The sequence below is a fragment of the Sulfitobacter sp. HI0027 genome, from assembly GCF_001634775.1.
Taxonomy (GTDB): domain Bacteria; phylum Pseudomonadota; class Alphaproteobacteria; order Rhodobacterales; family Rhodobacteraceae; genus Sulfitobacter.
The window spans coordinates 45,146-70,170 of the sequence record NZ_LWER01000131.1; the positions used below are offsets into that span (position 1 = coordinate 45,146).

Here is a 25,025-nt window from a genome sequence, read left to right on the forward strand (position 1 = left end):
CGGGTTAACTGGCGATCAGGTCGCGCACCGCGTCCAGCATCTCTGAGTTCGAAAACGGCTTGGTCATAAAGCGGCTGACCCCGGCCTTCTCGGCCATGGCGCGGTCCCGGCTTTGGCCGCGCGCGGTCAACATCAGCACGGGCAATTCCCCCATCGCCGGGTCCCCGCGCAGCTCATCGAGTATTTCAAACCCGCTTTTGCCCGGCAGCATGACATCCAGCATCACCAAATCGGGCGATGCCTTGCGGATCACCTCTACCGCACCCGATCCATTGGCCAGCGTCTCCACCCGCCAGCCCTCTTGGCCCAACAAAAAGCGGATGGCCTCGGCGATATTCACCTCGTCCTCCACCAGAACTACGAGTTTGCTCATCGGCAAAAAGTCTCCCCCCTCGGTGTGCGACCGCCCCGTTTGTTGCAGGGTCTCGCGCACCGGGGCGAGCATGCATCGGTTTGGCAGCCCTGTCAAAAACTGCCTGAGCGTCTGTTAGATTCCGTCGCGCAGGATCGACGGCTCACGCCGCGCGCGGCATCCTTCCACCGGACAAATGCGGCAGGTTGCGCCCACGGGCTGCGCAGGCGCCGCCCCCGAGGGCACCGGCAAGAGCAGCATGACCGATTGGCTGAGCGGCGGCGTGTTATAGGCGGCGGCGGCCTGAACTTCGCAGGTCGCGATCGCCTCAAACTGCGCCTGACCCCGGCCCATCTGCATGACGCGAGATTTCACCACCAGCCCCGGCTGGCCTTGCACTGCGAACAGTGGCCAAAGCGGGCAGCCGGCCCCAAAGCGTGGCACCGTGAACCCTTCGATCGACTTGGCAAAGGTCACGCTGCCTGAGCGGTCACAGACCACCAGCCCCGCACCCAAATCGGGCAAAGACGCCAAGCGCCGCAGCACACGGCCCATCGGCTGGTCCAATCTGCGTGCCAATTCGGCTGGGTCATGGCCCGTCTCCTCGACGGCCCGCTCCAGACGCGCCAAGGGCAACGCCGCCGCGTCCCGCGCGATCTGTTGCAACACCCCCGTCGCGATATGCTGCGCGGCCTTGGTCTTGAGCGCATCGGCCTGCTCCACAAGCGCCGCGATTGCCTCTTGCGGGGCGCGGGCCTGCTCCAACGGGTCAAAGCGGTAGCCATGCGCGGCGAGAAAAGCTTCCACCTCCGCTTGTGGGGAGTGGGCCACCTCTCGGGTCTCGGCGGCATTGTCAAAATAGGTCACCAGCGCCTGCGCACTGTCGGACAGGCGGCGGCTGTCTTGGTGGATATTCGTGTGAAACCTGTCGCGCCATTCGGGTTGCAGACTGTCCGTCTCTGCCAAAATAGAGGCGGTTGAGCGGATGGCGGCGGCGGTACTCAGCAATTCATGCATCGACGTGGCAAGCTGCGGGTCATGGGCCAAACGGTCCGACAGCGCCTCAACCGTCTGCTCTAGGGCCGCGATACGGCGTTGGCTGCTGGCAAGCACCTTGGCCCAGCCCGGAAACCGCCCGGCAAATTCATCCGCTCGGTCACTCTCGGGCCCCGTAAGCGCTGCATCCTCTGCCGCTTCGCGCAGGGTGGCGATCAGCGCGGCTTCGGCCCCTTCGGTCAGCGCCTGCGGCTCGACACCAAGCGCGTGGGCGATATTGAGCAACAGCTTCCCGCCGATTCTGCGCCGGTTGTGTTCAATGAGGTTCAGATAGCTGGCCGAGATCCCGCTTTGTTGTGCCAGTTCGGCCTGCTTCAGCCCCGCCATCACGCGCCGCTCACGGATGCGGCTGCCGGTCAGCCCCTCACGCATCGGATCGCGCCGCGCGATAATTCATACGTTGTTTCAAGGTCTTTCTGCGGCGCAACATCATATTCTTTACAAACCTCCCTGAACGGTTGCGAATATATTTACAAAAAAATCGTTTCGATCAAGCGCCTTATTGATCGGTTTTCAGTTTCCGCGCCATAGTTTCTTTGCACTATTGCGTGTTGTGGCACCGGGGGGAGGTTCCGGTGCCGCGACTTACAAAAATGGGAGGACTTCATGTCGTTTACGAAACTGACACGCCGCGGGCTGATTCAGACCGGCGCGGTTGCCGGTGCAGGGTTGGCGCTGCCGACCTATCTGCGCGCCGAGGCGCACGCGGGCTTTACCAATGCCCCCACGGGCAGCACGGTCACGCTGGGCTTTAACGTGCCCCAGACCGGCCCCTATGCCGAAGAAGGACTGGATGAGCTGCGCGCGCAGGAGCTTGCGGTCGAACACCTCAATGGCGGGGGCGACGGCGGCATGATGAACACCTTCAGCTCCAAGGCGCTGAAAGGGAACGGCATTCTGGGCAAGAAGGTCGAATATGTCACTGGTGACACCCAGACCAAATCCGACGCCGCCCGCGCATCCGCCAAGGCGATGATCGAAAAAGACGGCGCTGTGATGATCAACGGCGGCTCGTCCTCAGGCGTGGCCGTGGCGGTTCAGGGCCTGTGTCAGGAAGCGGGCGTGATCTTCATGGCCGGTCTAACCCACTCAAACGACACGACCGGCAAAGACAAAAAAGCCAATGGTTTCCGCCACTTCTTTAACGGTTACATGTCCGCCGCCGCCCTCGCACCGGTGCTGAAAAACGCTTACGGCGAAGACCGCCGCGCGTACCATCTGACAGCCGACTACACATGGGGCTGGACCCAGCAGGAATCCATCGCCGCCGCGACTGAGGCGATGGGCTGGGAGACCGTCAACAACGTGCTGACGCCGCTGGCGAGCACGGATTTCAGCTCCTACATCGCGCCGGTGCTGAACTCCGGTGCCGATGTGCTGGTGCTGAACCACTACGGCGGAAACATGGTGAACTCGCTCACCAACGCGGTGCAGTTCGGCCTGCTGGACAAAGAAGTGAACGGCAAGAAATTCGAGATCGTCGTGCCGCTTTATTCCGAGCTCATGGCCGCCGGTGCCGGTGCCAACGTGCAAGGTGTTATCGGTTCGATGAACTGGAACTGGCAGCTGCAGGATGAAGGCTCCAAAGCCTTCGTGAAATCCTTTGGTGAGAAATATGGCCGTCCACCCTCCAACTCCGCGCACACCTGCTATGTGCAGACGCTGCTCTATGCGGATGCGGTGGAACGCGCAGGCACCTTCAACCCCTGCGGTGTCGTCGAAGCGCTGGAAGACTTCGAGTTCGACGGTCTGGGCAACGGTCCGGTGCTGTATCGTGGCGACGACCACCAGTGTTTCAAAGACGTGCTGGTCATGAAAGGCAAGGAAAACCCGACCAACGAATATGACACGCTGGAGATCGTCGAGGTCACCCCGCGTGCACAGGTCGAATACGCCCCGGATCACCCCATGTTCGCCGGTGGCGAATTGGGCAAGTGCAACCCGGGCGCCTGATCCACTGAACCTTTGGGGGCGCATCGGCCTTGCGCCGCGCGCCCCCTTTTCTCACCACATGGGGCCCGCCCTCATGTGAACGCATCCCTAACAGGTGGGGTCCATGGACGCTGTTCTTCTGCAAATACTTAACGGGCTCGACAAGGGCTCGGCCTATGCGCTGATTGCGCTTGGGCTCACATTGATCTTTGGCACGCTTGGCGTAGTTAACTTCGCTCATGGGGCGCTGTTCATGATCGGGGCCTTCTGCTCGGTCACGCTGCAACGGTTGCTGACGCTGAGTTTTGAGACCATCGACGAGACCCAGAAGGATTTTCTGGGCAATCCGCTGAAGGTCAAAACCCCCTATGTCGAAAACTGGTTCGGTCCCGAGATGGGGCAGGCCATCATCGACTGGTCGGTGCCGCTGGCGATCCTCTTTGCGATCCCGGTGATGCTGTTGATCGGCTTTGTCATGGAACGCGGGTTGATCAAGCATTTCTACAAACGCCCCCATGCGGATCAGATCCTTGTGACCTTCGGCCTCGCTATCGTGCTGCAGGAAGTGGTCAAGTATTTCTACGGTGCCAACCCGATCCCCACGCCCGCGCCTGAAGTCTTCAAAGGCAGCTTCGACTTCGCGCCCTTGCTGGGCTTGGACACCTCGCTGGCCTACCCCTACTGGCGTCTGGTTTATTTCGGCTTCTCCACAGTCATCATCGCTGCCGTCTTTGCCTTCTTGCAATTCACCACCTTCGGCATGGTCGTCCGCGCCGGTATGGCAGACCGTGAGACCGTGGGCCTTTTGGGCATCGACATCGACCGCCGCTTTACCATCATGTTCGGCATCGCCGCCGCCGTGGCGGGGCTTGCGGGCGTGATGTATGCGCCGATCAACTCACCCAATTACCACATGGGCATGGACTTTCTGGTGCTGAGCTTTGTCGTCGTGGTGGTCGGCGGCATGGGCTCCCTACCCGGCGCGGTGCTGGCGGGGTTCCTCTTGGGCATTCTCGAAAGCCTCGCCTCCATGAATGAAATCAAAAGCATCATCTACGGTATCGACCAGATCATCATCTACGTCGTTGCCATCGTGATCCTGCTGGTCCGCCCGCGCGGTCTGATGGGTCGCCGCGGCGTGATGGAGGAATAAGACATGTTCGGACTGGAAAAACGCGATACGCTTCTCTTGGGGGTCGTGGTCGTTCTCACGCTCTTTGCCCCCTTCATCCTCAACCCCTTTCCGGCGGATTCAGGCCTCGCGCAATTCAACGCAGGCTACCCCGACCTGATGCAACGTTTCGTGATCTTTGGCATCTTTGCCATCGGGTTTAACATTCTTTTTGGGCTGACCGGCTATCTCTCCTTCGGCCATGCGGCCTTTCTGGGTGTCGGTTCCTACTCCGCCGTCTGGATGTTCAAACTGCTCAGCTACAATGTCGTGCCCGCGCTGGTGCTGGCGGTGATTATGGCAGGGCTGTTCTCGGCGCTCATCGGCTTTATCAGCCTGCGGCGGTCGGGCATCTACTTCTCGATCCTGACGCTGGCCTTTGCGCAGATGTCGTTCAACCTCGCCTATTCGGTGCTGACGCCGATCACCAATGGCGAGACGGGATTGCAAATCTACAACTCCGATCCGCAGTATCTCCAGTCTGTCGATGCACCGTCATTCCCCAACCTTTTCGGCGCGGCGATGAACTCTTCGACGACGCTGCTCTTCGGCGGATGGACGTTTACTTTCTCCGTCGGCTACTACTTCTGCGCAATCTTCCTGATCCTCGCCTTCTATCTGGCGATCCGCATCTTCCGCTCGCCCTTTGGCATGATGCTGCGGGCGGTGAAGTCGAACCAGCAGCGGATGAACTACACAGGCCTTAACACCCGGCCCTACACGCTGGCGGCCTTTGTGATCTCGGGCATGTATGCCGGTCTGGCCGGTGGTCTGCTCGCCGCGATGGACCCGCTTGCCGGGGCTGAGCGGATGCAGTGGACGGCCTCGGGTGAAGTGGTGCTGATGACCATCCTCGGCGGCGCGGGCACCTTGATCGGGCCGGTGCTGGGCGCAGGGTTCATCAAGTACTTTGAAAACATCTTTGCCAAGATCAACGACAACGTGCTGCACGGCTGGTTTGCCTTCATGCCCGACAAGATCGAAGACGCGATGGTTGCGATCATCCACCCCTTCGTCGGCAAGGGCTGGCACCTCACGCTGGGCTTGCTGTTCATGCTGGTCGTGATCTTCCTGCCCGGTGGGTTGGTTGAAGGTGGGCAACGTCTGGGCCGTGTCTTCCGCCGCAAGGACAAAAATGCAGGCTCGGTTGAGGCCGACGCCGCCCAACAACGCAGCGAAGCCGCAGAATAGGAGAGACATCATGTCCATTCTCGAAGTCAAAAATGTCGGCAAACGCTTTGGTGGTCTGCAGGCGCTGAGCGATGTGAACCTGAGCGTGGCAGAGAACTCTGTCCATGCGATCATCGGCCCCAACGGGGCAGGCAAATCCACCCTGCTGAACTGTCTGGTGGGCAAGCTTATCCCAGATACCGGCTCGGTCATGTTCGACGGCCAGTCGGTGCTGGGGCGCAAACCCTATGAGATCAACCAGATGGGCATCAGCCGCGTGTTCCAAACGCCTGAAATCTTTGGCGATCTCACGGTGATGGAGAACATGCTGATCCCCTGTCTTGCCAAACGCGACGGGGCATTCCAGCTCAACGGTTGGTCGCGCATCGTGGGCCAGCAAGATGTGATCGACAAGGCCGAGGAAATGCTGCGCGACATGAACATGATCGACAAGCGGCATATGCATGCGGCGTCCCTCTCGCGGGGGGACAAGCGGCGGCTGGAGATCGCCATGTGCCTTGCCCAAGACCCACGCCTGCTGCTGCTGGATGAACCTACCGCGGGGATGGCGCGGGCCGATACCAACAATACGATCGACCTGCTGAAACAGATCAAGGACGAGCGCGACATTACCATCGCAATCATTGAACACGACATGCATGTGGTCTTTTCGCTGGCCGAGCGGATCACCGTGCTGGCCCAAGGCACGCCACTGGTCGAAGACACGCCCGACCGGATCAAGGGCCACCCCAAGGTCCGCGAAGCCTATCTGGGCGAGAGCCAAGACGCCGCCTGATCTATCCTGTTGCCGAACCCCAAGGACACCCCGATGAGCACCGACACGCTAGACAAAAACGCCAACCACGCCCAAACCGCCCCGGCCTTCCTCTCGGTCTGGGATATCCATGCCTATTACGGCGAGAGCTATATCGTGCAGGGGGTCAGCTTTAACGTCCATGAAGGCGAAATTCTCGCCCTGCTGGGCCGCAACGGGGCGGGCAAAACCTCGACCCTGCGGGCCATCTCAAGGGTCAGCGACCCGGAACTCAAGCGCGGCGAGATTTGGCTCGATCATCAACCGCTGCACAATATGGCCAGCCACCAAGCCTCGGCTGCGGGGCTGGCGCTGGTGCCCGAAGATCGGCGCATCATTTCTGGTCTCACGGTCGAAGAGAACCTCAAGCTGGCCCAGATCGCCCCGCCCATCGGCTGGTCACTCGACCGGCTCTATGACCTCTTCCCGCGCCTGCGTGAGCGGCGGAACCAAGAGGGGGTGACCCTTTCGGGCGGGGAGCAACAGATGCTCGCCATCGCCCGCGCCTTGGCCCGCGACATCAAGGTGCTGCTGCTGGATGAACCTTACGAAGGTCTCGCCCCGGTGATCGTGGATGAAATCGAAAAGACGCTGGGGCTGATCAAGGCGCAGGGCATCACCACCATTCTGGTAGAGCAGAACGCCGTGCGCGCCCTGAAACTGGCCGACCGTGCGGTGATCCTTGATACCGGCGGCGTGGTCTTTGACGGCACCGCGGCAGAGGTGTTGGACAACGCGGAACTGCGGGCGGAATACCTCGCGATCTGACCCTAGGTGACCTTGACCCGGTGCGCGAAGATGTGGCGCGGCCTCATTCTTGCGCCCCGGGGGCCATTGCGCGACAAAAAACCGATCCTACCCCCTAGACAACAGTTGGCTTTTCATGGCTTTGCCCATGCCCTATAAGCGAGCCAATCAATCGCGCAGCGACGGGCTATTGGCCTGTCGAAATCTTCGAGGATCCAATGACAAAAAACACCCATGACAGTGACGTGGCCTTCATCAAGGCCCTCGCCGAGCTGCTGAACGAAAACGACCTGACAGAGCTTCAGGTGAAACGCGACTATGCCGAGGATGACAGCCTGAACGTGCGCGTCAGCCGCAAGCCACCGCAGCAGGTCATGGCCGCACCCCAGCAGCAATACCAAGCCGCCCCGGCGCTTGCCGCTGCACCGGCCCCCGCCGCTGCTGCCTCCGCAGCCGCCGCACCTGCCGCTGACGCCGATCCGGCTGATCACCCGGGTGCTGTGACATCGCCCATGGTCGGCACCGTCTACCTGCAGGGTGAGCCGGGCGCGCCTGCGTTCATCTCCGTTGGCGCTTCGGTTTCCGAAGGCGACACGCTGCTCATCGTCGAGGCGATGAAAACCATGAACCACATCCCCGCCCCCCGCGCCGGCACCGTCAAGCGCATCCTCGTCGGCGACGGCGATGCCGTCGAATTCGGCGCCCCGCTGGTGATCCTGGAATAAGGGCCGGACATGTTCAGCAAAATCCTAGTCGCCAACCGGGGAGAGATCGCGCTGCGCGTCATCCGCGCGGCCCGCGAGATGGGCATCCAGACTGTCGCGGTGCATTCCACCGCCGACAGCGACGCGATGCATGTGCGCATGGCCGACGAATCCGTCTGCATCGGCCCGCCCTCCTCGACCCAATCCTACCTCTCGATCCCCGCGATCATCGCGGCCTGTGAAATCACCGGGGCCGAAGCGATTCACCCCGGCTACGGTTTCCTGTCGGAAAACGCAGGATTTGTGCAGGTGATCGAAGACCACGGTCTGACCTTCATCGGCCCCACCGCCGAACACATCCGCGTCATGGGTGACAAGATCACCGCCAAGGACACGATGAAAAAGCTCGGCGTGCCTTGCGTGCCCGGCTCGGATGGGGGCGTCGCCTCGCTGGAAGAGGCCAAGCGTCTGGGCGATGAAATCGGCTATCCGGTCATCATCAAGGCAACTGCAGGCGGCGGCGGCAAGGGCATGAAAGTCGCCCAAACCGCCAAAGACATGGAAAAAGCCTTCCAGACCGCGCGGGCCGAGGGGAAATCGAACTTCGGCAATGACGAAGTCTATATTGAAAAATACCTCACCACCCCCCGCCACATCGAGATTCAGGTCTTTGGGGATGGCAAGGGCAACGCGGTCCATCTGGGCGAGCGCGACTGCTCGCTTCAGCGCCGCCACCAGAAGGTTTTCGAAGAGGCCCCCGGCCCATCGATCACCGAAGAGGAACGCGCGCGGATCGGTAAAGTCTGTGCCGACGCCGTGGCCAATATCAACTACATCGGCGCGGGCACGATCGAATTCCTCTATGAGAATGGCGAGTTCTATTTCATCGAAATGAACACCCGCCTTCAGGTGGAACATCCGGTGACCGAAGCAATCTTTGGTGTCGATCTGGTGCGCGAACAGATTCGCGTCGCCGAAGGGCTGCCGATGTCCTTTACCCAAGACGATCTAACCATCAATGGCCATGCCATCGAAGTTCGCATCAACGCCGAGAAACTGCCGAATTTCGCGCCCTGCCCGGGCAAAATCACGCAGTATCACGCCCCCGGCGGGCTTGGCGTGCGGATGGATTCGGCGCTTTATGACGGCTATTCGATCCCGCCCTATTACGACAGTCTCATCGGTAAGCTGATCGTGCATGGCCGCGACCGTCCCGAAGCGCTGGCGCGTCTTGGTCGGGCCTTGGGTGAGCTGATCGTGGACGGTGTCGATACCACCGTGCCGCTGTTCCACGCGCTACTGGCCGAAGAAGACATCCAGTCGGGTGGCTACAACATCCACTGGCTTGAGCATTGGCTGGAAACCAACCTCGGCAACGCCTGACACCGATGTCGGATCTGACACCAGAGATCCTGCTCCACGGCTATTCCATCGGGATATTCCCCATGGCCGAACACCGCGACGACCCAGAGATTTTCTGGGTCGATCCGCGGCGTCGGGGGGTGATGCCGCTCAATGGTTTTCACATCTCGCGTTCGCTCGCCCGCGCGATGCGGTGCAGCACCTTTCACCACACGATCAACCACGATTTCGACGGTGTCGTCGCCGGTTGCGCAGACCGCGAAGACACATGGATCAACGCCGAGATCACCGCCCTATATACCGCGCTGCACCACGCAGGCCACGCCCATTCGCTTGAGGTTTGGGATGGCCCAGCACTGGTGGGCGGAGTCTATGGCGTAACGCTGGGCCGCGCGTTTTTCGGCGAAAGCATGTTCTCCCGCCGGACCAACGCCTCAAAAATGGCGCTGGCGGCGCTGGTGGATCGGCTGCGCCATGCGGGTTTTACCCTCTTTGACACGCAGTTTCTGACCGACCACCTTACCTCTCTCGGGGCGCAAGAGATCAGCCGCGCGGAATATCACGCGCAGCTCGATGTGGCCAAACGCGGCACTGCACGGTTCGACGCGGGGGATTTAGTCAGTTTTCAGGACGTGCTGCAGCGCATGACCCAGATGTCATAGCGAAAATGCTCTAGCGCGTGCAGCGCCGGGGCCGAGGCGATCATCCAGCCAGAAAAAAGCGCGCCGCTGCTGCCCTCTTCGGTGATCTCTAGCGCGGCATAGGCATTGGCCGCCGGATCGCCCGCCGGATAGCGGCAATCGACCATGGAGATCTGCAAATTGCCCAAGGAGAGGCTGTCGCCCTTGGCAATCTCCAGATCGATCGTATCGCCGGAAATCTTGTCCAAAGCGCGCAAAACGCCACCCGTGGCACTGGCGATCTGTGCGCCCTCTTGGGCATGCAGCGGCGCGGCCAGCAAAAGCGCGGCCAAGAGAAGCTTTTTCATTCATCCACCCGGATTGCGTGAAACTTGGGGCCGCACCTCTGACGCGGCCAACCTATCATTCAGGCTGCCAGGCCTCATAGTCCTTACGCTCGACAGGTTCGGCGCGGCGCAGCGACCCGGCGGGCGCATAGGCCATGGCGGTGCCGGTGCGATTCTCGACATGCGCCTTTTCCCACGGCTTGTGGATCAGCGGCTTGTCGGTTGGCGGCTCGTCCCAAGTGCGGTGCAGCCAGCCATGCCAATCGGGGCTCACGCGGCTGGCCTCGGCCTCACCGTTGAAAATGACCCAGCGTTTGCTGTCATCGGCGTTGCGGTAATAGATATTGCCCTGCGCGTCTTCGCCCACCTTGCTGCCCTTGCGCCAAGTGAAAAGCTGGGTGTTCAGCGTCTGGCCGTTCCACCAAGTGACGCCGCGCAGAAGTGAATTGAGAATGCCCATCGAGGTCTCCGTTCCTGTTGTCCGTTATATGCACCATGGAGGCTTTGGCGTCCAGCCTCGCCGCAAAGGAGCTTGGCGCGCGGGCGACCTCTGGCTAGGGTTAGAAAAACGAAAGAGGGCAGCGATGACTGAGGCAAGACGGGCCGCACCGGCAGCGGCGGAATGTCATGGCATCAAGGTGCCCCAGTCCCCCTTTCTGAACGAGACGCGCATCCAGCGGATCAATGCAGGCCGCTACGAGCGCCAAGAGATCGATGGCGCGCTGGCGGTCGTCCGCCCCGGTGACCGGGTGCTTGAGATGGGCGCGGGTCTGGGACTGGTGGGTGCGATCGTCGCCAAAAAGGCCGCGCCCGAAGCGGTGCTCTCGTTCGAAGCAAACCCAAACTTGATCCCCCACATTCGCGCGCTCTATACGCTCAACAGGCTTCAAGATAAAATCACTCTTCGCAATCAGGTGGTGATCTCTGCCCCCGACCGGCCAGAAACCCTGCCGTTTCACCTGCGCAACTCTTTCCTCGGCTCCTCTCTCATCGATAGCGACATGCGTGAGACGACGCAGGTTCAGGTGCCCACCGCAAGCTTTGATGACGTCCGCCGCAGCTTTAAACCCGACGTGCTGTTGATGGATATCGAAGGCGGCGAGTTGGAGTTTCTGCGCCATGCCGCGCTCGACGGGCTGCGCGCCGTGGTGATGGAATTCCACCCCGAGGCCTATGGCCGCGAGGGGATGCGCGAATGCAAACGCATCCTTGAGCGCGCCGGATTTCGCAAATCACCCGGGCATTGCACCCGGCAGGTCTGGGCCTGTATCTTTGACCCCGCCGAGCGCCCGCCGATCCCAGAGGGGGGCTGGTCGACCGAGATCACGACCTTAGATAATGCGCTGGTCATCCTGCCTGAGGACAGCGGGTTGGTGCAGCCCGCCGGGGTGTTGCACAGCGATGGCCGGCCCTGCCCTCAAGCCGCACTTTGGCGCAACGGTCGCGCGCTGACCACGCCGCCAGAAGCACCGCAGGGCAAGGTGGCTGAGCGCAGGGGCACATGGCTTTGGGGCGGGGTCCTCTGGCTGCATTTCGGGCATTTCTTGGTTGAAAGCACCGCGCGTCTTTGGGCGCTGGATCACCTTGAAGAAGAGATCGACGGCATTCTCTTTATCCCCAAACGCCCCCGCAACGGCGGAGAGGTGGCAGGGTATCAGCGTGATTTCCTTGCCCTTCTGGGCTGCGATAAGCCGCTGGTGAGTTTAGACGCACCGACACGGGTCGAGCGGTTGATCGTACCGGGGCAAGGCTTTGGACTGGGAAGTTTGATCACCGGCACAGAACCCTACCGCAACACCATCGCCAATCGGTTCGCGCAAGAGATCGCGCCCGAGGGGCCAGAGAAGCTCTATATCAGCCGCAGTAAATTGCCCGCAGGGCGCGGCAACCTGATCGGGGAAGAGGCGTTGGAAACCTATCTGGCGGCGCAGGGCTACACCGTCTTTCACCCCGAGAAACACGGGCTGCGCGAACAGATCGCGGTCTATAAGGCGGCCAAGCAGATCATCGCCGCCGAAGGGTCGGCCTTGCATCTCTTGGGAATGGTCGCCCGGCCCATGCAGCAAGTGGCCATCGTTGTGCGCCGCCCTTCCTCTGCCACGCGCGGGTTGGAACAGCACCTGCAGAGTTTTGCGGGGATCACTACCGCGACGCTGTGCCACCTTACTCGCTCGTGGAAACCGCTCGGAAAGGCCAAGGCGCGGCTTTGGATGGGCGAGCTGGATATGCCCGCGCTGCAAGATAGCCTGCGTGAGACGGGTTTCATCGACGACAGCGGGCCGCTTTGGGCAAACCTTGACCCCGCAGAGGTGCGCGCCCGGCTGGGGGATGACTTTGAACTGGTGCCCGAGAAAGACTAGCCTTCTACCCCCGTGCGCAGCATCGCGGTGACTTCGATCTCAATGCGGTATTTGGGGTCAATCAGCCCGCATTCGATCATCGTCGCCGCAGGCGGGGTCGCGCCAAATGCCGCGCGCAAAAGCGGCCAGCAAGGTTCAAACTCCGTAGCGTCGGGCAGCATGTAGGTGACGCGGACCACATGGGCGAAATCACTGCCCGCCTCTGCCAGTGCCCGCTCAATCGTCGCCAATGCGGCTGCGCATTGCGCTTTGACATCAGCCCCTTCACCGACGCAGCCCGAGACATAGACCATGCCGCCCGCCACCACGGCGCGGCTGTAGCCGATCTTTTCCTCATAGGCGCCGCCCGATGAAATCCGCTTCATGACCGTTCCTTTCATGCAAAAGGGCGGACCCATTGGCCCGCCCTCTATCTTTCTGCCTAGCGTCGGGTCTTAGCCCGCGCTGGCTGGTTCTTTGCTTTCGCTGTCGGCGTGGATCATCAGCGGTTTGGCCTCGGATGTAACGGCCTCTTCGTTGACGACCACCTCGGTCACCGTCTCCAACCCCGGCAGTTCGAACATCGTGTCGAGCAGGATGTCTTCGAGGATAGAGCGCAGACCCCGCGCGCCGGTTTTCCGTTCAATCGCACGTTTGGCAATCGCTTGCAGCGCGTCATCGGTGAAGGTCAGCTGCGTGTCTTCCAGTTCGAACAGACGCTGGTATTGCTTGACCAAAGCGTTCTTCGGCTCGGTCAGAATGGTCACCAGCGCGTCTTCGTCCAGATCTTCGAGGGTTGCCAGAACCGGCAGACGACCGACGAATTCCGGGATCAGACCGAACTTCAACAGGTCTTCCGGCTCAAGATCGGTGAAAATCTCACCGATGCCGCGCGCGTCGTTGTCACGCACATCCGCGCCAAAGCCCATGGCCGAACCCTTGCCCCGCGCCGCGATGATTTTGTCGAGGCCCGCAAAGGCACCACCGCAGATGAAGAGGATGTTGGTCGTGTCCACTTGCAGGAATTCCTGCTGCGGATGCTTGCGCCCGCCTTGCGGGGGCACAGAAGCCACGGTGCCTTCCATCAGTTTCAGCAGCGCCTGCTGCACGCCCTCACCGCTCACATCACGGGTGATGCTGGGGTTTTCGGACTTGCGCGTGATCTTGTCGACTTCGTCGATATAGACGATGCCGCGCTGCGCGCGCTCAACGTTGTACTCGGACGATTGCAGCAGCTTGAGGATGATGTTCTCCACATCCTCGCCCACATAACCGGCTTCGGTCAGCGTGGTCGCATCGGCCATGGTGAAAGGCACATCCAGAATACGCGCCAGCGTCTGGGCCAGCAACGTCTTGCCGCAGCCGGTGGGGCCGATCAGCAGGATGTTGGACTTCGCCAATTCGATATCGCCGCCCTTCTGGGCGTGGTTCAACCGTTTGTAGTGGTTGTGGACCGCCACCGAGAGCACGCGCTTGGCCGTCGCCTGACCGATCACGTAATCGTCCAGCACGCCGCAGATGTCGCGGGGTGTCGGTACGCCGTCGGTCGCCTTGAGGCCCGAGGCTTTGGTCTCTTCTCGGATGATATCCATGCACAGCTCGACGCATTCGTCACAGATGAACACGGTCGGCCCCGCAATCAGCTTGCGCACCTCGTGCTGGCTCTTGCCGCAGAAGCTACAGTAGAGCGTGTTTTTGCTGTCGTTGCCGGAATTATTCGCCATCTCAAACCTTTCAGGTCTGTCGTGTATGTCCGCCCCGATCTTGGGGCTGCGAGATTTGGCCTCAAGCTTAGGCCAGTGACCCCGGCGCTACAATCGCAAAATATGCAGCGCCGGGCCCCTCTATTATTTGTCTTTCTTGCCCTTACCGCTGGCAGCGGCATCATCCGCCTTGCCACGGCTTTCGACGATCTCGTCCAAGTGGCCCCATTCCTTGGCTTCTTCGGGGGTCATCCAAAGATCACGGTCGAGCGCTTTTTGAACGGTCTCCAGCGGCTGGCCGGAGTGTTTGACGTAAAGCTGGTACATCCGCTCACGGGTGCGTTCGATGTGACGCGCCGAGATCAAGATATCTTCGGCCATGCCCTGCGAGCCGCCGGACGGCTGGTGGATCATCACTTCGGCATTGGGCAGCGCGAAGCGCATGCCTTTTTCGCCGCCAATCGCAATGACCGACCCCATGGAGGCCGCCATGCCGCAGATCAGGGTCGAGACCTTGGGTTTGATGTATTGCATCGTGTCATAGATCGACAGGCCCGCCGTCACCTCGCCACCGGGCGAATTGATGTACATGCTGATTTCCTTGGTCGGGTTCTCCGCCTCAAGGTGCAGCAACTGGGCGACGACCAGATGGCTCATCCCGCTGTGGATCGGGCCGTTGACGAAAATGATCCGCTCTTTCAGCAAGCGCGAGAAGATGTCGTAGGACCGCTCGCCCCGGCTGGTTTGCTCAACCACCATCGGGACAAGCGTATTCATATAGGTGTTGATCGGATCGTTCATGCGTGCCTGCCTCAGTTCCTGTTCGCGGGACCATACCCGCAAAACTGTTACCCAGAGATTAGTCCCCCCGGTATGGGGGTTCAAGGGGGGCAGGCACGTCAGTTTTCTCTAATCGCCGCAATCACTCCGACGCATCACGCAGGTAGGCGATCAGCGCGTCGATGTCTTCTTCTTTGCGCACACCGGGGAAGGACATTTTCGTGCCCTTCATATAGCCCTTGGGGTTGCCCAAAAATGCGCTGAGCTCGCTCTCGGTCCAGACCAGACCTGCCTCGGCTGCGGCTGCCATCGGTTTGGAGTACCGAAAGTCTTCGACCGCACCCGCCGGGCCATCCACGATGCCGTTCAGCACCGGGCCGACGCGGTTCTTGGCCTTGGCGCCGATCTGGTGGCAGGATTTGCATTTACGGAACACTTTTTCGCCGGCTTTGATAAGCGCCGGGTCGGCGGCAGGAGCCTCGGCGACCTCAACCGCCGGTGCCTCGGCGGTCGGCGCTTCGGGTGTGGGTTCGGCGGCTTGCGCCTCTTCAGCCTTGGCGGCGGCTTTGGCGGCGGTTTCTTCGGGCGTCACATCCAACACGGCGGCGCGCATGGTGATTTCGACCGATGGTTTGCATTCGGTCATGCAGGGCTCTTCTTTAAAGGCCGCAAACTCCACCTCTGCCCGATCATCGGGCTTGAACGCCTCCTCATTCGGCAGACGCGCTTCGGCAAAGTTGTCCGAAGAGAGCACGAAATCCTCATCCACCTCATCGTTGAGATAGAGCAGATAGGCCGTGATCGCATAGACCTCATCATGGGTCAGCGACTGCGCGTTGCCAAAGGGCATGGCGCGGTTCACATAGTCGTAAACCGTTGAGAGATAAGGCCAATAGCTGCCGATCGTCTTGACCGGGCGCGCATCGGACAGGCTGCCCTGCCCGCCCGCCAGCACCGGCCAGCGGCCCGTACCTTCGCCAAAGACCCCGTGACAGGCCGAACATTTTTCGGTGTAGATTTTATCGCCGGTCATCACGTCGCCGCTGCCCGCAGGCAGGCCCAGACCGTCGGGGCGCACGTCGATGTCCCAAAGGGCAATTTCCTCGGGCGTGGCGGCGCGGCCAAGGCCCAAAGGCTCGGCGGCAAGGGGGCTGGCCATGGCGCTGGCCAGCAGCGCAAGTTTAAGAAATCTCGACATTTTCAGCCTTTCCGTCAGCGTCAACAGCCCAAGTCTGGATGCCATTGTTGTGGTAGATCGAATTCTCACCCCGGATCTCGCGCAGGGCATTTTTGGTGGGCTGGACATAACCGGTGCTGTCATGCGCACGGCTTTGCAGCAGCAACGGTTTTCCGTCCCATTCGAAATCATAGTAAAAGCGGTGCAGCGCTTTGGGCGTGCTTGGCCCGTCCATCCGTGCCTCATGCCAAGTGATGCCACCGTCGATGGTCACATCGACACGCGGGATCGTGCCCCGACCCGACCACGCCAGCCCCGTCAGAACGGTCGGCCCCGGCCCATGGGTGATTGGCGCCTGCGGGCTGGGACTGGTGATGACCGATTTCGCGTCCATCTCCCAAGTAAAGCGGCGCGCCACGCCGTCGGCCATGAGGTCGGTATATTTGCTGGTTTCCTCGCGGTGATGCCAAGGCTGGTCACCGACTTCGAGCCGCCGCAGCCATTTGACCCACATGTTGCCCTCCCAGCCGGGCACAACCAGACGCACCGGGTAGCCCTGTTCGGGGCGCAGCGCTTCACCATTCATTTTGAAGGCGACGAGGCAATCATCGAGCGCCTTTTCCATCGGGATTGAGCGCGTCATAGCGGCGGCATCGGCCCCTTCGGCAAGCAGCCACTTGCCTTCGGGCTTGATCCCCGCCTCTTCCAGCACCAGCCGCAGTGGCACGCCAGTGTACATGACGTTATGGATCATACCATGGGTGAACTGACAGCCATTAAGCTGAGAACCGCGCCACTCCATTCCGGAATTCGCTGCACATTCAAGGAAGTAGACGTGGTTCTGCCGGGGAAACCGTTTGAGGTCTTCCATGGTCAGCACCAAGGGTTTGTCGACCAGCCCGTGGATCATCAGCCGATGCTGGGCCGGATCAACGCGGGCGACGCCAGAGTGGTGCCGCTCGAAACACAAACCATTGGGGGTGATCGTCCCGTCGAGGTCATGCAGCGGCGTGAAATTGATCGAACTCACCGGATCGGCAGTGAGCCACTCCACGGTGCGGCGTTTCACATCTACCTCATGCGGCGATGGCATCCCGTAGGGTGCGGCGTCAACGCCGTCGCCCAGCTCCTGCATCCACGGGTGAATGGCAATCGCCGGGTCCGCCTGGGCGCTGGCGCCGCCCGCCAGCGTCCCCGCAGCCGCCGCCCCTGCCCCCGTTAGAAAGGCACGGCGCGATGGCCCATTTTGATTTTTGTCGGTCATATCGTGGCCCTCACATATTCAAATTCATTTTATTGAATTTGTTGCCGCGTGAGAACCCCTATTCTGCTTTTTCTCAGTCTGGCAGAACGATTTCCACCGGTGTGCGGGCCCCATCGGAAACGGTTCCCAACTTGGCGATATGGCTTTCGACCACATCCCAGATCGGCGGCCCTTCGGTGCCCTCGTTGACCGAGGCCCAACCAGCGACGACATAGTTCCTCGACGGATCAATCGGCTCACCGGAACTGAGCAGGGTCATATCGCTGATCCGTTCACCCTGCGGCTTGGCGATGTCCATCTTGAAGCCCATGCCGCCAACGCGCACCATGTCGCCGCCCTGCTGGTAATAGGGGTCGGGGTTGAACAGGTTGTCGCCTACATCTTCCAGCACGACCTTCAGGAATTCCCCTGTCATTTCCGTGCGATAGGCATTGGGATAGGTCATCGAGGTAACGTTAAAGATATCTTCGCGCGTGATGTCTTGGCCCGGCAAGATCGACGGCCCCCACCGCACACCGGGGCTCAGCGCGATCTCGGCATCGCGCTCACTCAGCAGCGCGTCGCAGATGAGGTCGTCCCACGTCCCGTTGAAGTTGCCGCGGCGGTACAGCAGCGCATCGGACTGCCCGACCACATGGGTCAACTCATCCAGATAAGGCGCACGCTGCGCGTCGATCAACTTGGCCACCTCTTGATCGGGTGTGATGAGGTCCGAGAAAATTGGGATCAGCTTGTGCCGGATGCCCATCATCTTGCCGTCCCGCACGTCCAGATCCACGCGGGAAACGAATTTCCCGTTCGAGCCAGAGGCGATGATATGCGTCTGCCCCACCAACACCGGTTCGGGCAGCGCGTCATGGGTGTGACCCGACAGGATCACGTCGATCCCCTTGACGATCCCGGCCATCTTCTTGTCGACGTCGAAACCATTGTGGCTGAGGCAGACGACCAGTTCGGCGCCTTGCGCGCGGACCTCGTCGACCATCTCCTGCATATGCTCGTCGCGGATGCCAAAGGAATATTCGGGGAACATCCAGCCGGGGTTGGCGATGGGCATGTAGGGGAAAGCCTGCCCGATCACGGCGATCTTCACGCCGCCGCGCTCGAAAAACTCGTAGGGTTTGAACAGTTCCGCAGGCTCGTCCCATTCGCGGTCAAAGATGTTCTGGCCAAGGGCGGCAAAGGGCAGCCCCTCGACAATCTCCTGCACCCGTTCGGAGCCCAACGTAAACTCCCAATGGAAGGTCATCGCGTCGGGCTTCAGCGCGTTCATCACGTTGACCATGTCCTGCCCTTGGGTCTTGAGACAGGTCATCGAGCCGTGCCACGTATCCCCGCCGTCCAAAAGCAGCGCATCAGGCCGGTCGGCGCGGATCGCGTTGAGCACGGTCGCCACACGGTCGAGGCCGCCGACCTTGCCGTAGGCCTGCGCATGGGCGACGAAATCGTCATAGGTCAGGGCGTAATCCAGCGGCGTGCCGCCGCCGATGCCATAGCGAATGCGGAAATCCTCGCCGGTGATATGGGGCACCTTGCCGGGGTTGTCGCCGACGCCGATGTTGACCGATGGCTCACGGAAATAGATCGGCTTCAGCTGCGCGTGGATGTCGGTCACATGCATCAGGGTGACATTGCCGAACTTCTCAAACTCCAAGAGCGCATCCTGATCGAAACGGTCCTGTGCCGCCAGCCGCGCCCAGTTGCCGAAGCCCGAGCCGCCGTAGATGGAGGCCGCAGCCATGGACATTTGCAGAAAATCACGGCGAGACAGCATGTTACGCTCCAGCACTTGAAAACAGGGAAAGGCCCCGCCCCCGGTTGAGAGGGCGGGATCATGTCAGGCAAAAAGCCCGGATGTTAAATCAGTTACGCACCGAAGGCGCTTCGACCGACAGGCCGTTGCCACGGCTGGCGACGTAAAGCTCAAGCGCCACGAACTCGGGGCTGCCGGGGCTGAAAGTCTCGGCCCGGGTGTCGCGGATACAGCCTTTGAAACGGGCGTGGCTGCTGTTGAGCTTGGTGTTCTTCAGACGGTAGACCGGAAAGCCGTTGATCTGACCTTGGCTCAGATGGTCGGCGCGGATCATGTTGCCGTAGTTGTCCTCATGGCAATTGGCGCAGCTGAGCTCCAATTGACCGTAGCGGGTGTAGTACATCTCCTTGCCCTGCTCCCAAACGCTCTGGGCCGGGCCGTCGATGGCCACGTTGACCGGCATGCCGCGCGACTGAACCGAGATCAGCGCCTCCATCGCGGTCATGTCGCCGCCGTCGTATTTCCACGGCTCGGCGCCCATCTGGGTCTCGCGGCAGTCGTTGATCTGCATCGCCAGCGTGCGGACCTCGCCCGCCTCTTCGTTCCATTTGGGATAGACGGCGCGTACGCCTTCCATCGATTCCACGTCATTGTGACAGGACGCGCAGGACTTGCCCTCGCTGCCCTCTGCCGTGTCCCACACCGCTTGGGCTTGGTCGACAAAGATCATGCCGGGGTTGTCGAAATCGTCCATCTGCGTTTGCTGCGTCTCATCCGAGCGGAAGCGCCAGCCAGACATGATTTCCGGCAAAGCCCCCTCAAGATGCGCAGGCGCATCGGTCTTGGTCACCATCTCGATCTCGCCGTTGACGACAAGCTCGGCCTCCTCATCGGCCATCCCCAGCATGGGGGCGGCCACCAAAAGCGCCGCGACCGCGGTCATTGCCTTGAATTTCATGTCTTTCCTCCCTGTTCCGCTCGCGGTTTAGGCTGACGCAGGTCAGCCCACCGCCACGGATTTGACTTCTTCGTAGACCGAACCGTCGTCATCGTACCACGTGAATTTGAAGTCGCCGGCCTCAGGCACAGTGGCGTCAAATTCGAAATAGGGGTTGGTCGACATCGCCGGTTCCATCTTCACGTCGATCACGCTCTCGCCGTTGAACTCAGCGGTGAAGCGGTTGATGATCGAACGCGGGATGACATTGCCGTCGCCGTCTTTGCGCTGACCCGATTCCATCGGGTGGCTGATCAGGGTCTTGATCGTGATGACCTCACCTGCTTCGGCTTTTTTCGGCACTTTGACGCGAGGGGTTACACCTTCTGCCATTTTGAAAACTCCTGAAAATAGGGGCGCGCGGGCTTAGCCACCGCAGCCGCCGATTGTGACTTTGATCTCTGCGCTGGTGCGGGCGAATGTGCCGTCTTCCAGCTTGGCGATGGCAACAACGTCTTGGGTCGTGGCCAAACGAATGCGGGTGGAGGCGCTGCGGCTCCCTGCCAAGGGGCCGAAGTTAAAGGTGCCGACGGGCGGTGTCGGGTTGCCAGTGGCCAGCACCATGATCGCGGAAGCACCCGGCGCTTCGACCGAGATTGGCACGGTGTTGCCGTTTTCCGCGATTTCGGGGGCGGTCAGGGTCACGCCGGTGTCGGCCATATCGGCCCCGCCGGTGAATTCCGCGATCAGCTCGTCGACCGTGGCGGCAGAGGCCCCCACGGGCAGCATGGTCAGCGCCACGGCACCAAGGCCGAGGCCGAAAGTTTCACGTCTTGAGAAGTTCATCTCTCATCTCCTTATGCGTCAACGGCGCTCTGCGCCGTAATTCCATTGCCGCGGTGCGCTGACCGCGATGATCTGTCGAGCCTTCCGCCGCCCCTTGGCTGCGACGGGCCCCGCGTTACTCTTTCAACGTGACCAAGAACGCCACGATATCTTCGATCTGCTGGGCGTCCAACAGGGGCGGCAGCGGCTCAGACGCGGCCTTGCCGGTGAAACCATCGCCGGGGCGGATGTACCCGCTTGTCTTGTAGTAAGACGGCATCATCGAGCCTTCGAAGGTCATTTTGCTGTTGGCAACGATGCCGCGCAGCTCTGCCTCGGTCCAGCGGTCGCCCGCCCCGTCAAGCATCGGGCCGATCTCACCTTGGAAAGGCACATCGCTGAGCGCGCCGATCTGGTGGCAGGCCACGCAGTTGCCCGCCTTTTTGTTGCCGACGATGGCGGCACCGCTGGCGGCGTCTCCGGCCGTGCCGGTCAAGGATTGTTCAACCGAACCATAGTCATCATAGGTCACGTCGGCAGGTGCCACGGTTTCAGCGGCGGCCAGAACGGGCGCGCCCGACACAATTGCGGCGGCGATCCATCTCATCATCGAAAACTTCCTCCCAGTGCCGATCACGGTGATGTGTGATCCGGTTTACCTGACCCTAAGACAGGGATGCGGCGCGGCGCAACAACAAATTCAAAATTTTGAATAGCTTTACATCCGCGGCGCTGTTTTTCATGGGTTAATCCGTGCTGCCATTGCTGCGTTCTTGGATCAACCGCGCATGGTATCGCTGGAAATCCTCGTCGCCTTCGAGGGCGTAGCGTTCTTCGTTGACCCAAGTCAGCATATCCAGCGTAGTACCCTTGCCAAAGGCACCCGGCATCACCGCCACCGCGGCCTGCGGCGCGGCTGCGCCTTCGGCCACCTCTTGGGGCAGGAACATCAGCGTTGGGGTAAATAGAATCCCCCATTTCCGCGCCATCTGCTTTTCCGAGAGGGTCTCACCATCGAAATCGGTCACTTCGATGTCCCCGTGCAGGTTGAGCTGCACGACGAAGTAATTCTCTTCGATATAATTTGCGATTTCGGGGGCGGGATAGACCTCCTCGTGCATCTTGGTGCAATAGATGCAGCCGCGCTGCTCGAACATCAGCATCAGGCGCTTGTCTTCGGCGTTGGCCTCCTCCAAATCCTCGCGCAGGTCTTTGAAGGTGTCGCGCATCCAAGCCGTCTTATGCAACCCGTCGTCGCCCAGTTCCGCCGCGGCCAATGGCCAAGCCAGCACCGCTGCCGCCACTGCGGCCCCTATCCTTGAGATAATCATCTTGGCGTCCTCCTCCTTGTTGCGGTTACCCTAACGTCGTGAAGCTGGGGAACCAACGGATCATCGCATCCGCGATCAATTGCACCCCGCCCGTCACGATCAGCACGGCAAAGAGGATCAGCATGACCCCCATCGCCTTTTCCACCTTTTGCACCAGCGCCATATGCCGCGCTGCCCAGCTGAGGAACGGCTTGGCAAAGAGGGCCGCCACCACGAAGGGCGCGGTCATCCCGACGCCATAGGCGAACAACAACAGCCCCCCATGCGTGATGTCCCCCATGCCCGACGCTATCATCAAGATCGCCGCCAGCGCCGGGCCCACACAGGGTGTCCAGCCAAAGCCAAAGGCCAGCCCCATCACATAGGCGCCCCAGATCGACGTGGGCTTGCCGCCCCCCTCTAACCGCGCTTCGCGGTAGAGCAGCGGCACCTTGATGACGCCCAGAAAATGCAGGCCAAAGACCAACAAGATCGCCGCCGCCACCCAGCTCAGCGGCTCAAGGTATTGCGTAAACACCTGCCCCAAGGCTGTGGCCCCCATGCCCAAGAGCACAAAGATCGTCGAGACCCCAAGCGCAAATAGCACCGAAGACAGCACCAACCGACGCTGCGCCCCCGGCGCAATCGCGCCATCGCCGCGCAACTCGGTCACGCTGAGCCCCGCCATATAGCTGAGGTAGAACGGCACCATCGGCAGAATGCAGGGCGTAAAGAAGCTGAGCAGCCCCGCCAGCAGCGCGCCTGCATAGGTGATGTCGAACATGTTACCCCCCGCCTCCGCCGACACATGTCGCCGCGCTTGAACAATTCACATATTCAAATTACGTTGAGTGTTGTCCAAACGTCAATCAGGCAAGCCAATGATCCGCACAGTGACCGCCCTGAGCCTCGCGGCCCTAACCGCCCTGCCCGCCTTAGCGGTGGAATTGGTCATGGTCGAACAGCCCGGCTGCATCTATTGCGAACGCTGGGACAATGAGATCGCCCCCGCCTACCCCAAGACCGCCGAAGGGAAGTTTGCCCCGCTGCGCCGCGTCGATATCTCTGTCGTTGAGGACAGCGTCACCCCACAGCGCGCGGTGGTCTTTACGCCGACCTTCCTGCTGGTTGAAGATGACACCGAACTGGGCCGTCTCGAAGGCTACCCCGGCGCAGAATTTTTCTGGCCCATGCTGAATATGCTATTACGCGACAAGACTGATTTCGAGGAACCGACCGAATGACAGCCCTGCCCGTGATGACACCCGACATGTCCGAAGAGGACATGGACCGCATGCTGACCAATGCCGTGACCGCATCGAATTTCCTCAAGGCGATCAGCCATGAGGGGCGCTTGATGATCCTGTGTCACCTTGTTTCGGGTGAGAAATCGGTGAGCGAGTTGGAAGCCCTGCTCTCGACCCGGCAGGCGGCGGTATCGCAGCAACTCTCGCGGCTCAGGCTCGAAGGTTTGGTGACACCGCGGCGCGACGGTAAAACGATTTACTACCGTCTGGCCGATGACCGCCCGCGCAAAATGCTGGAGCTGGTCTACGAATTGTTCTGCAAGGATGATTGAGCTTCTGGGCCAGCCGCTGACCGCCGCCCTCTTGGGTGGATTGGGCGGCGTATTGCTGGGCCTTGCCGCACGATTGGGGCGGTTCTGTACAATGGGCGCCATCGAAGACCTGCTCTATGGCGGCTCCAGCCACCGAATGCGCATGTGGGGCTTGGCCATCGGCGTGGCGATGCTGGGCAGTTTCACCCTCGGCGGTCTTGGCCTGATCAACATCGACCGCGCCTTTCACCTGACCATCGCCTTCTCATGGGCGCCCGCGATCTTTGGCGGGCTGATCTTTGGCTACGGGATGGCGCTGGCGGGCACCTGCGGTTTTGGCGCATTGGCGCGGCTTGGCGGAGGTGATCTGCGCGCCTTCGTGATTGTCTTGGTCATGGGGCTGGCGGCCTTTGCCGTGCTCTCTGGCCCTCTCGCCCCGGCGCGTGTGTTCCTCTTCCCCCGGCAATTGAACGCAGGTCCGCCCGATGGCATCGCCCATGCGCTCTCCGCACTCACAGGCGGATCGGTGGCCATGATCGGCGTGGCTGTGGGGATGGTGATCTGTGCCCTTATGCTGAGCGCCCGCAGCTTTTGCCGCGATTTTCGAATGGTTTTCTGGAGCGTGATCGCCGGTCTCGCCATCGTCTCGGGCTGGGCGGGCACGGCTTGGCTGGCACAGACCGGCTTTGGCACACAGACACTCATGTCTCACAGCTATGCCGCCCCGGTAGGAGAGACACTGCTCTACGCCATGCAGGGCTCTGTCCGCCCGTTGAGCTTTGGCATCGGCTCGGTCTCGGGCGTCTGGGTCGGCGCCTTCCTCGGCTCGCTCTGGCAGGGGCATTTCCGTTGGGAGGCCTGCGAAGACCCGCGCGAACTGCGGCGCCAGATATTTGGTGCTGGGCTTATGGGCGCAGGCGCGGTGATCGCTATGGGCTGCACCATCGGGCAAGGCATCTCGGCCATCTCGGTGCTGGCCTTCAGTGGGCCTGTCACCTTGGCGTCGATCTTTGCCGGGGCCGCTTTGGGCCTGCGCCAACTCATCGTAGGATTTCGCCGCAGCGCCTTCTGACGCGTCATAAAACCGTGACAGTCTTGGTGCAG

28 protein-coding genes are annotated in these 25,025 nt (G+C 61.2%); 12 read left to right on the top strand and 16 right to left on the bottom strand.

Annotated elements, in window-relative coordinates:
• Positions 1 to 4 precede the first annotated feature (4 nt).
• Both A3722_RS06850 and A3722_RS06855 read right to left on the bottom strand, forming a co-directional pair.
• On the bottom strand, positions 5 to 373 hold the full coding sequence (locus A3722_RS06850; protein WP_067628389.1) for a response regulator transcription factor: 369 nt from the start codon (positions 371 to 373) through the stop codon (positions 5 to 7).
• A 114-nt stretch (positions 374 to 487) separates the two neighbouring features.
• Positions 488 to 1,780 carry a helix-turn-helix domain-containing protein gene (locus A3722_RS06855; RefSeq protein WP_067628325.1) on the bottom strand — a complete coding sequence of 431 codons (1,293 nt, stop codon included), beginning with the start codon at positions 1,778 to 1,780 and terminating at the stop codon, positions 488 to 490.
• Positions 1,781 to 2,014: 234 nt separating this feature from the next.
• Between A3722_RS06855 and A3722_RS06860 the strand changes: the two genes are divergently transcribed.
• The 8 genes from A3722_RS06860 (at position 2,015) to aat (ending at position 9,970) form a co-directional block, all read left to right on the top strand.
• Complete coding sequence (locus A3722_RS06860; RefSeq protein ID WP_067628327.1) at positions 2,015 to 3,361, top strand: substrate-binding protein; 1,347 nt, start codon at positions 2,015 to 2,017, stop codon at positions 3,359 to 3,361.
• Positions 3,362 to 3,464: 103 nt separating this feature from the next.
• Positions 3,465 to 4,493: a branched-chain amino acid ABC transporter permease gene (locus A3722_RS06865; protein WP_067628328.1), complete on the top strand. Its 1,029-nt coding sequence runs from the start codon at positions 3,465 to 3,467 to the stop codon at positions 4,491 to 4,493.
• 3 nt (positions 4,494 to 4,496) lie between these two features.
• On the top strand, positions 4,497 to 5,702 hold the full coding sequence (locus A3722_RS06870) for a branched-chain amino acid ABC transporter permease (protein WP_067628330.1): 1,206 nt from the start codon (positions 4,497 to 4,499) through the stop codon (positions 5,700 to 5,702).
• A 10-nt stretch (positions 5,703 to 5,712) separates the two neighbouring features.
• Entirely contained in the window at positions 5,713 to 6,477 is a 765-nt protein-coding gene (locus tag A3722_RS06875; RefSeq protein ID WP_067628332.1) for an ABC transporter ATP-binding protein, read from the top strand.
• Positions 6,478 to 6,510: 33 nt separating this feature from the next.
• Entirely contained in the window at positions 6,511 to 7,263 is a 753-nt protein-coding gene (locus A3722_RS06880) for an ABC transporter ATP-binding protein (RefSeq protein WP_067628335.1), read from the top strand.
• Positions 7,264 to 7,460: 197 nt separating this feature from the next.
• Positions 7,461 to 7,967 carry an acetyl-CoA carboxylase biotin carboxyl carrier protein gene (gene accB, locus A3722_RS06885; protein WP_067628336.1) on the top strand — a complete coding sequence of 169 codons (507 nt, stop codon included), beginning with the start codon at positions 7,461 to 7,463 and terminating at the stop codon, positions 7,965 to 7,967.
• Between the two features lie 9 nt (positions 7,968 to 7,976).
• The gene (gene accC / locus A3722_RS06890; protein ID WP_067628338.1) at positions 7,977 to 9,329 is read left to right on the top strand and encodes an acetyl-CoA carboxylase biotin carboxylase subunit; all 1,353 of its coding nucleotides are present in this window, start codon (positions 7,977 to 7,979) and stop codon (positions 9,327 to 9,329) included.
• A 5-nt stretch (positions 9,330 to 9,334) separates the two neighbouring features.
• A complete protein-coding gene (gene aat, locus A3722_RS06895) occupies positions 9,335 to 9,970 on the top strand; it encodes a leucyl/phenylalanyl-tRNA--protein transferase (RefSeq protein ID WP_067628340.1) in 636 nt (211 codons plus the stop codon).
• Here the strand turns inward: aat and A3722_RS06900 are convergent.
• The gene (locus tag A3722_RS06900; RefSeq protein WP_067628342.1) at positions 9,934 to 10,296 is read right to left on the bottom strand and encodes a DUF2155 domain-containing protein; all 363 of its coding nucleotides are present in this window, start codon (positions 10,294 to 10,296) and stop codon (positions 9,934 to 9,936) included. The two genes, aat and A3722_RS06900, sit on opposite strands and share 37 nt — an antisense overlap.
• Before the next feature lie 55 nt (positions 10,297 to 10,351).
• Positions 10,352 to 10,735 carry an NADH:ubiquinone oxidoreductase subunit NDUFA12 gene (locus A3722_RS06905; protein ID WP_067628344.1) on the bottom strand — a complete coding sequence of 128 codons (384 nt, stop codon included), beginning with the start codon at positions 10,733 to 10,735 and terminating at the stop codon, positions 10,352 to 10,354.
• 124 nt (positions 10,736 to 10,859) lie between these two features.
• On the opposite strand from A3722_RS06905, the gene A3722_RS06910 reads away from it, so the two are divergent.
• On the top strand, positions 10,860 to 12,635 hold the full coding sequence (locus A3722_RS06910; protein WP_067628346.1) for an FkbM family methyltransferase: 1,776 nt from the start codon (positions 10,860 to 10,862) through the stop codon (positions 12,633 to 12,635).
• Here the strand turns inward: A3722_RS06910 and A3722_RS06915 are convergent.
• From A3722_RS06915 to A3722_RS06970, 12 genes are all read right to left on the bottom strand, one after another.
• Positions 12,632 to 13,000 carry a RidA family protein gene (locus A3722_RS06915; protein WP_067628349.1) on the bottom strand — a complete coding sequence of 123 codons (369 nt, stop codon included), beginning with the start codon at positions 12,998 to 13,000 and terminating at the stop codon, positions 12,632 to 12,634. The two genes, A3722_RS06910 and A3722_RS06915, sit on opposite strands and share 4 nt — an antisense overlap.
• 69 nt (positions 13,001 to 13,069) lie before the next feature.
• Positions 13,070 to 14,338: an ATP-dependent Clp protease ATP-binding subunit ClpX gene (clpX, locus tag A3722_RS06920; protein WP_067628351.1), complete on the bottom strand. Its 1,269-nt coding sequence runs from the start codon at positions 14,336 to 14,338 to the stop codon at positions 13,070 to 13,072.
• A 123-nt stretch (positions 14,339 to 14,461) separates the two neighbouring features.
• A complete protein-coding gene (locus A3722_RS06925; RefSeq protein WP_067628353.1) occupies positions 14,462 to 15,118 on the bottom strand; it encodes an ATP-dependent Clp protease proteolytic subunit in 657 nt (218 codons plus the stop codon).
• A gap of 121 nt (positions 15,119 to 15,239) precedes the next feature.
• Positions 15,240 to 16,295, bottom strand: a complete 1,056-nt coding sequence (locus tag A3722_RS06930; protein WP_067628354.1) for a c-type cytochrome — start codon at positions 16,293 to 16,295, stop codon at positions 15,240 to 15,242.
• On the bottom strand, positions 16,279 to 17,538 hold the full coding sequence (gene soxC, locus A3722_RS06935; protein ID WP_082849376.1) for a sulfite dehydrogenase: 1,260 nt from the start codon (positions 17,536 to 17,538) through the stop codon (positions 16,279 to 16,281). Before soxC ends, A3722_RS06930 begins: the two co-directional genes overlap by 17 nt.
• A 73-nt stretch (positions 17,539 to 17,611) precedes the next feature.
• Entirely contained in the window at positions 17,612 to 19,312 is a 1,701-nt protein-coding gene (soxB, locus tag A3722_RS06940; RefSeq protein WP_067628356.1) for a thiosulfohydrolase SoxB, read from the bottom strand.
• Positions 19,313 to 19,400: 88 nt separating this feature from the next.
• A complete protein-coding gene (soxA, locus tag A3722_RS06945; protein WP_067628358.1) occupies positions 19,401 to 20,249 on the bottom strand; it encodes a sulfur oxidation c-type cytochrome SoxA in 849 nt (282 codons plus the stop codon).
• Between the two features lie 42 nt (positions 20,250 to 20,291).
• Positions 20,292 to 20,621 (bottom strand): thiosulfate oxidation carrier complex protein SoxZ, encoded by a 330-nt coding sequence (soxZ, locus tag A3722_RS06950; RefSeq protein ID WP_067628361.1) that lies wholly within the window; start codon positions 20,619 to 20,621, stop codon positions 20,292 to 20,294.
• 33 nt (positions 20,622 to 20,654) lie between these two features.
• The gene (soxY, locus tag A3722_RS06955) at positions 20,655 to 21,074 is read right to left on the bottom strand and encodes a thiosulfate oxidation carrier protein SoxY (protein WP_067628363.1); all 420 of its coding nucleotides are present in this window, start codon (positions 21,072 to 21,074) and stop codon (positions 20,655 to 20,657) included.
• A gap of 115 nt (positions 21,075 to 21,189) precedes the next feature.
• A complete protein-coding gene (soxX, locus tag A3722_RS06960) occupies positions 21,190 to 21,663 on the bottom strand; it encodes a sulfur oxidation c-type cytochrome SoxX (RefSeq protein WP_441351407.1) in 474 nt (157 codons plus the stop codon).
• A 136-nt stretch (positions 21,664 to 21,799) separates the two neighbouring features.
• The gene (locus tag A3722_RS06965; protein ID WP_150120218.1) at positions 21,800 to 22,384 is read right to left on the bottom strand and encodes a thioredoxin family protein; all 585 of its coding nucleotides are present in this window, start codon (positions 22,382 to 22,384) and stop codon (positions 21,800 to 21,802) included.
• Between the two features lie 25 nt (positions 22,385 to 22,409).
• Entirely contained in the window at positions 22,410 to 23,147 is a 738-nt protein-coding gene (locus tag A3722_RS06970) for a cytochrome c biogenesis CcdA family protein (RefSeq protein WP_067628365.1), read from the bottom strand.
• Between the two features lie 97 nt (positions 23,148 to 23,244).
• Between A3722_RS06970 and A3722_RS06975 the strand changes: the two genes are divergently transcribed.
• From A3722_RS06975 to A3722_RS06985, 3 genes are read left to right on the top strand one after another with little or no spacing between them, the layout of a single operon-like run.
• Positions 23,245 to 23,607 (top strand): hypothetical protein, encoded by a 363-nt coding sequence (locus A3722_RS06975; protein ID WP_067628367.1) that lies wholly within the window; start codon positions 23,245 to 23,247, stop codon positions 23,605 to 23,607.
• The gene (locus A3722_RS06980) at positions 23,604 to 23,942 is read left to right on the top strand and encodes an ArsR/SmtB family transcription factor (protein WP_067628371.1); all 339 of its coding nucleotides are present in this window, start codon (positions 23,604 to 23,606) and stop codon (positions 23,940 to 23,942) included. The genes A3722_RS06975 and A3722_RS06980 overlap by 4 nt, the downstream gene beginning before the upstream one ends.
• Positions 23,935 to 24,993: a YeeE/YedE family protein gene (locus A3722_RS06985; protein ID WP_067628374.1), complete on the top strand. Its 1,059-nt coding sequence runs from the start codon at positions 23,935 to 23,937 to the stop codon at positions 24,991 to 24,993. The genes A3722_RS06980 and A3722_RS06985 overlap by 8 nt, the downstream gene beginning before the upstream one ends.
• The last annotated feature ends 32 nt before the right edge of the window (positions 24,994 to 25,025 follow it).

Coding starts and splice junctions, on each gene's coding strand:
- A3722_RS06925 (WP_067628353.1), bottom strand. CDS start 15,118: ATGAACGATCCGATCAACACCTATATGAATACGCTTGTCCCGATGGTG.
- clpX (WP_067628351.1), bottom strand. CDS start 14,338: ATGGCGAATAATTCCGGCAACGACAGCAAAAACACGCTCTACTGTAGC.
- aat (WP_067628340.1), top strand. CDS start 9,335: ATGTCGGATCTGACACCAGAGATCCTGCTCCACGGCTATTCCATCGGG.
- A3722_RS06975 (WP_067628367.1), top strand. CDS start 23,245: ATGATCCGCACAGTGACCGCCCTGAGCCTCGCGGCCCTAACCGCCCTG.
- A3722_RS06915 (WP_067628349.1), bottom strand. CDS start 13,000: ATGAAGCGGATTTCATCGGGCGGCGCCTATGAGGAAAAGATCGGCTAC.
- A3722_RS06880 (WP_067628335.1), top strand. CDS start 6,511: ATGAGCACCGACACGCTAGACAAAAACGCCAACCACGCCCAAACCGCC.
- A3722_RS06985 (WP_067628374.1), top strand. CDS start 23,935: ATGATTGAGCTTCTGGGCCAGCCGCTGACCGCCGCCCTCTTGGGTGGA.
- A3722_RS06965 (WP_150120218.1), bottom strand. CDS start 22,384: ATGATTATCTCAAGGATAGGGGCCGCAGTGGCGGCAGCGGTGCTGGCT.
- accC (WP_067628338.1), top strand. CDS start 7,977: ATGTTCAGCAAAATCCTAGTCGCCAACCGGGGAGAGATCGCGCTGCGC.
- A3722_RS06905 (WP_067628344.1), bottom strand. CDS start 10,735: ATGGGCATTCTCAATTCACTTCTGCGCGGCGTCACTTGGTGGAACGGC.
- A3722_RS06850 (WP_067628389.1), bottom strand. CDS start 373: ATGAGCAAACTCGTAGTTCTGGTGGAGGACGAGGTGAATATCGCCGAG.
- A3722_RS06870 (WP_067628330.1), top strand. CDS start 4,497: ATGTTCGGACTGGAAAAACGCGATACGCTTCTCTTGGGGGTCGTGGTC.
- accB (WP_067628336.1), top strand. CDS start 7,461: ATGACAAAAAACACCCATGACAGTGACGTGGCCTTCATCAAGGCCCTC.
- soxC (WP_082849376.1), bottom strand. CDS start 17,538: ATGACCGACAAAAATCAAAATGGGCCATCGCGCCGTGCCTTTCTAACG.
- A3722_RS06900 (WP_067628342.1), bottom strand. CDS start 10,296: ATGAAAAAGCTTCTCTTGGCCGCGCTTTTGCTGGCCGCGCCGCTGCAT.
- A3722_RS06930 (WP_067628354.1), bottom strand. CDS start 16,295: ATGTCGAGATTTCTTAAACTTGCGCTGCTGGCCAGCGCCATGGCCAGC.
- soxY (WP_067628363.1), bottom strand. CDS start 21,074: ATGAACTTCTCAAGACGTGAAACTTTCGGCCTCGGCCTTGGTGCCGTG.
- A3722_RS06910 (WP_067628346.1), top strand. CDS start 10,860: ATGACTGAGGCAAGACGGGCCGCACCGGCAGCGGCGGAATGTCATGGC.
- A3722_RS06860 (WP_067628327.1), top strand. CDS start 2,015: ATGTCGTTTACGAAACTGACACGCCGCGGGCTGATTCAGACCGGCGCG.
- A3722_RS06865 (WP_067628328.1), top strand. CDS start 3,465: ATGGACGCTGTTCTTCTGCAAATACTTAACGGGCTCGACAAGGGCTCG.
- A3722_RS06875 (WP_067628332.1), top strand. CDS start 5,713: ATGTCCATTCTCGAAGTCAAAAATGTCGGCAAACGCTTTGGTGGTCTG.
- A3722_RS06970 (WP_067628365.1), bottom strand. CDS start 23,147: ATGTTCGACATCACCTATGCAGGCGCGCTGCTGGCGGGGCTGCTCAGC.
- soxX (WP_441351407.1), bottom strand. CDS start 21,663: ATGATGAGATGGATCGCCGCCGCAATTGTGTCGGGCGCGCCCGTTCTG.
- soxZ (WP_067628361.1), bottom strand. CDS start 20,621: ATGGCAGAAGGTGTAACCCCTCGCGTCAAAGTGCCGAAAAAAGCCGAA.
- soxB (WP_067628356.1), bottom strand. CDS start 19,312: ATGCTGTCTCGCCGTGATTTTCTGCAAATGTCCATGGCTGCGGCCTCC.
- A3722_RS06980 (WP_067628371.1), top strand. CDS start 23,604: ATGACAGCCCTGCCCGTGATGACACCCGACATGTCCGAAGAGGACATG.
- soxA (WP_067628358.1), bottom strand. CDS start 20,249: ATGAAATTCAAGGCAATGACCGCGGTCGCGGCGCTTTTGGTGGCCGCC.
- A3722_RS06855 (WP_067628325.1), bottom strand. CDS start 1,780: ATGCGTGAGGGGCTGACCGGCAGCCGCATCCGTGAGCGGCGCGTGATG.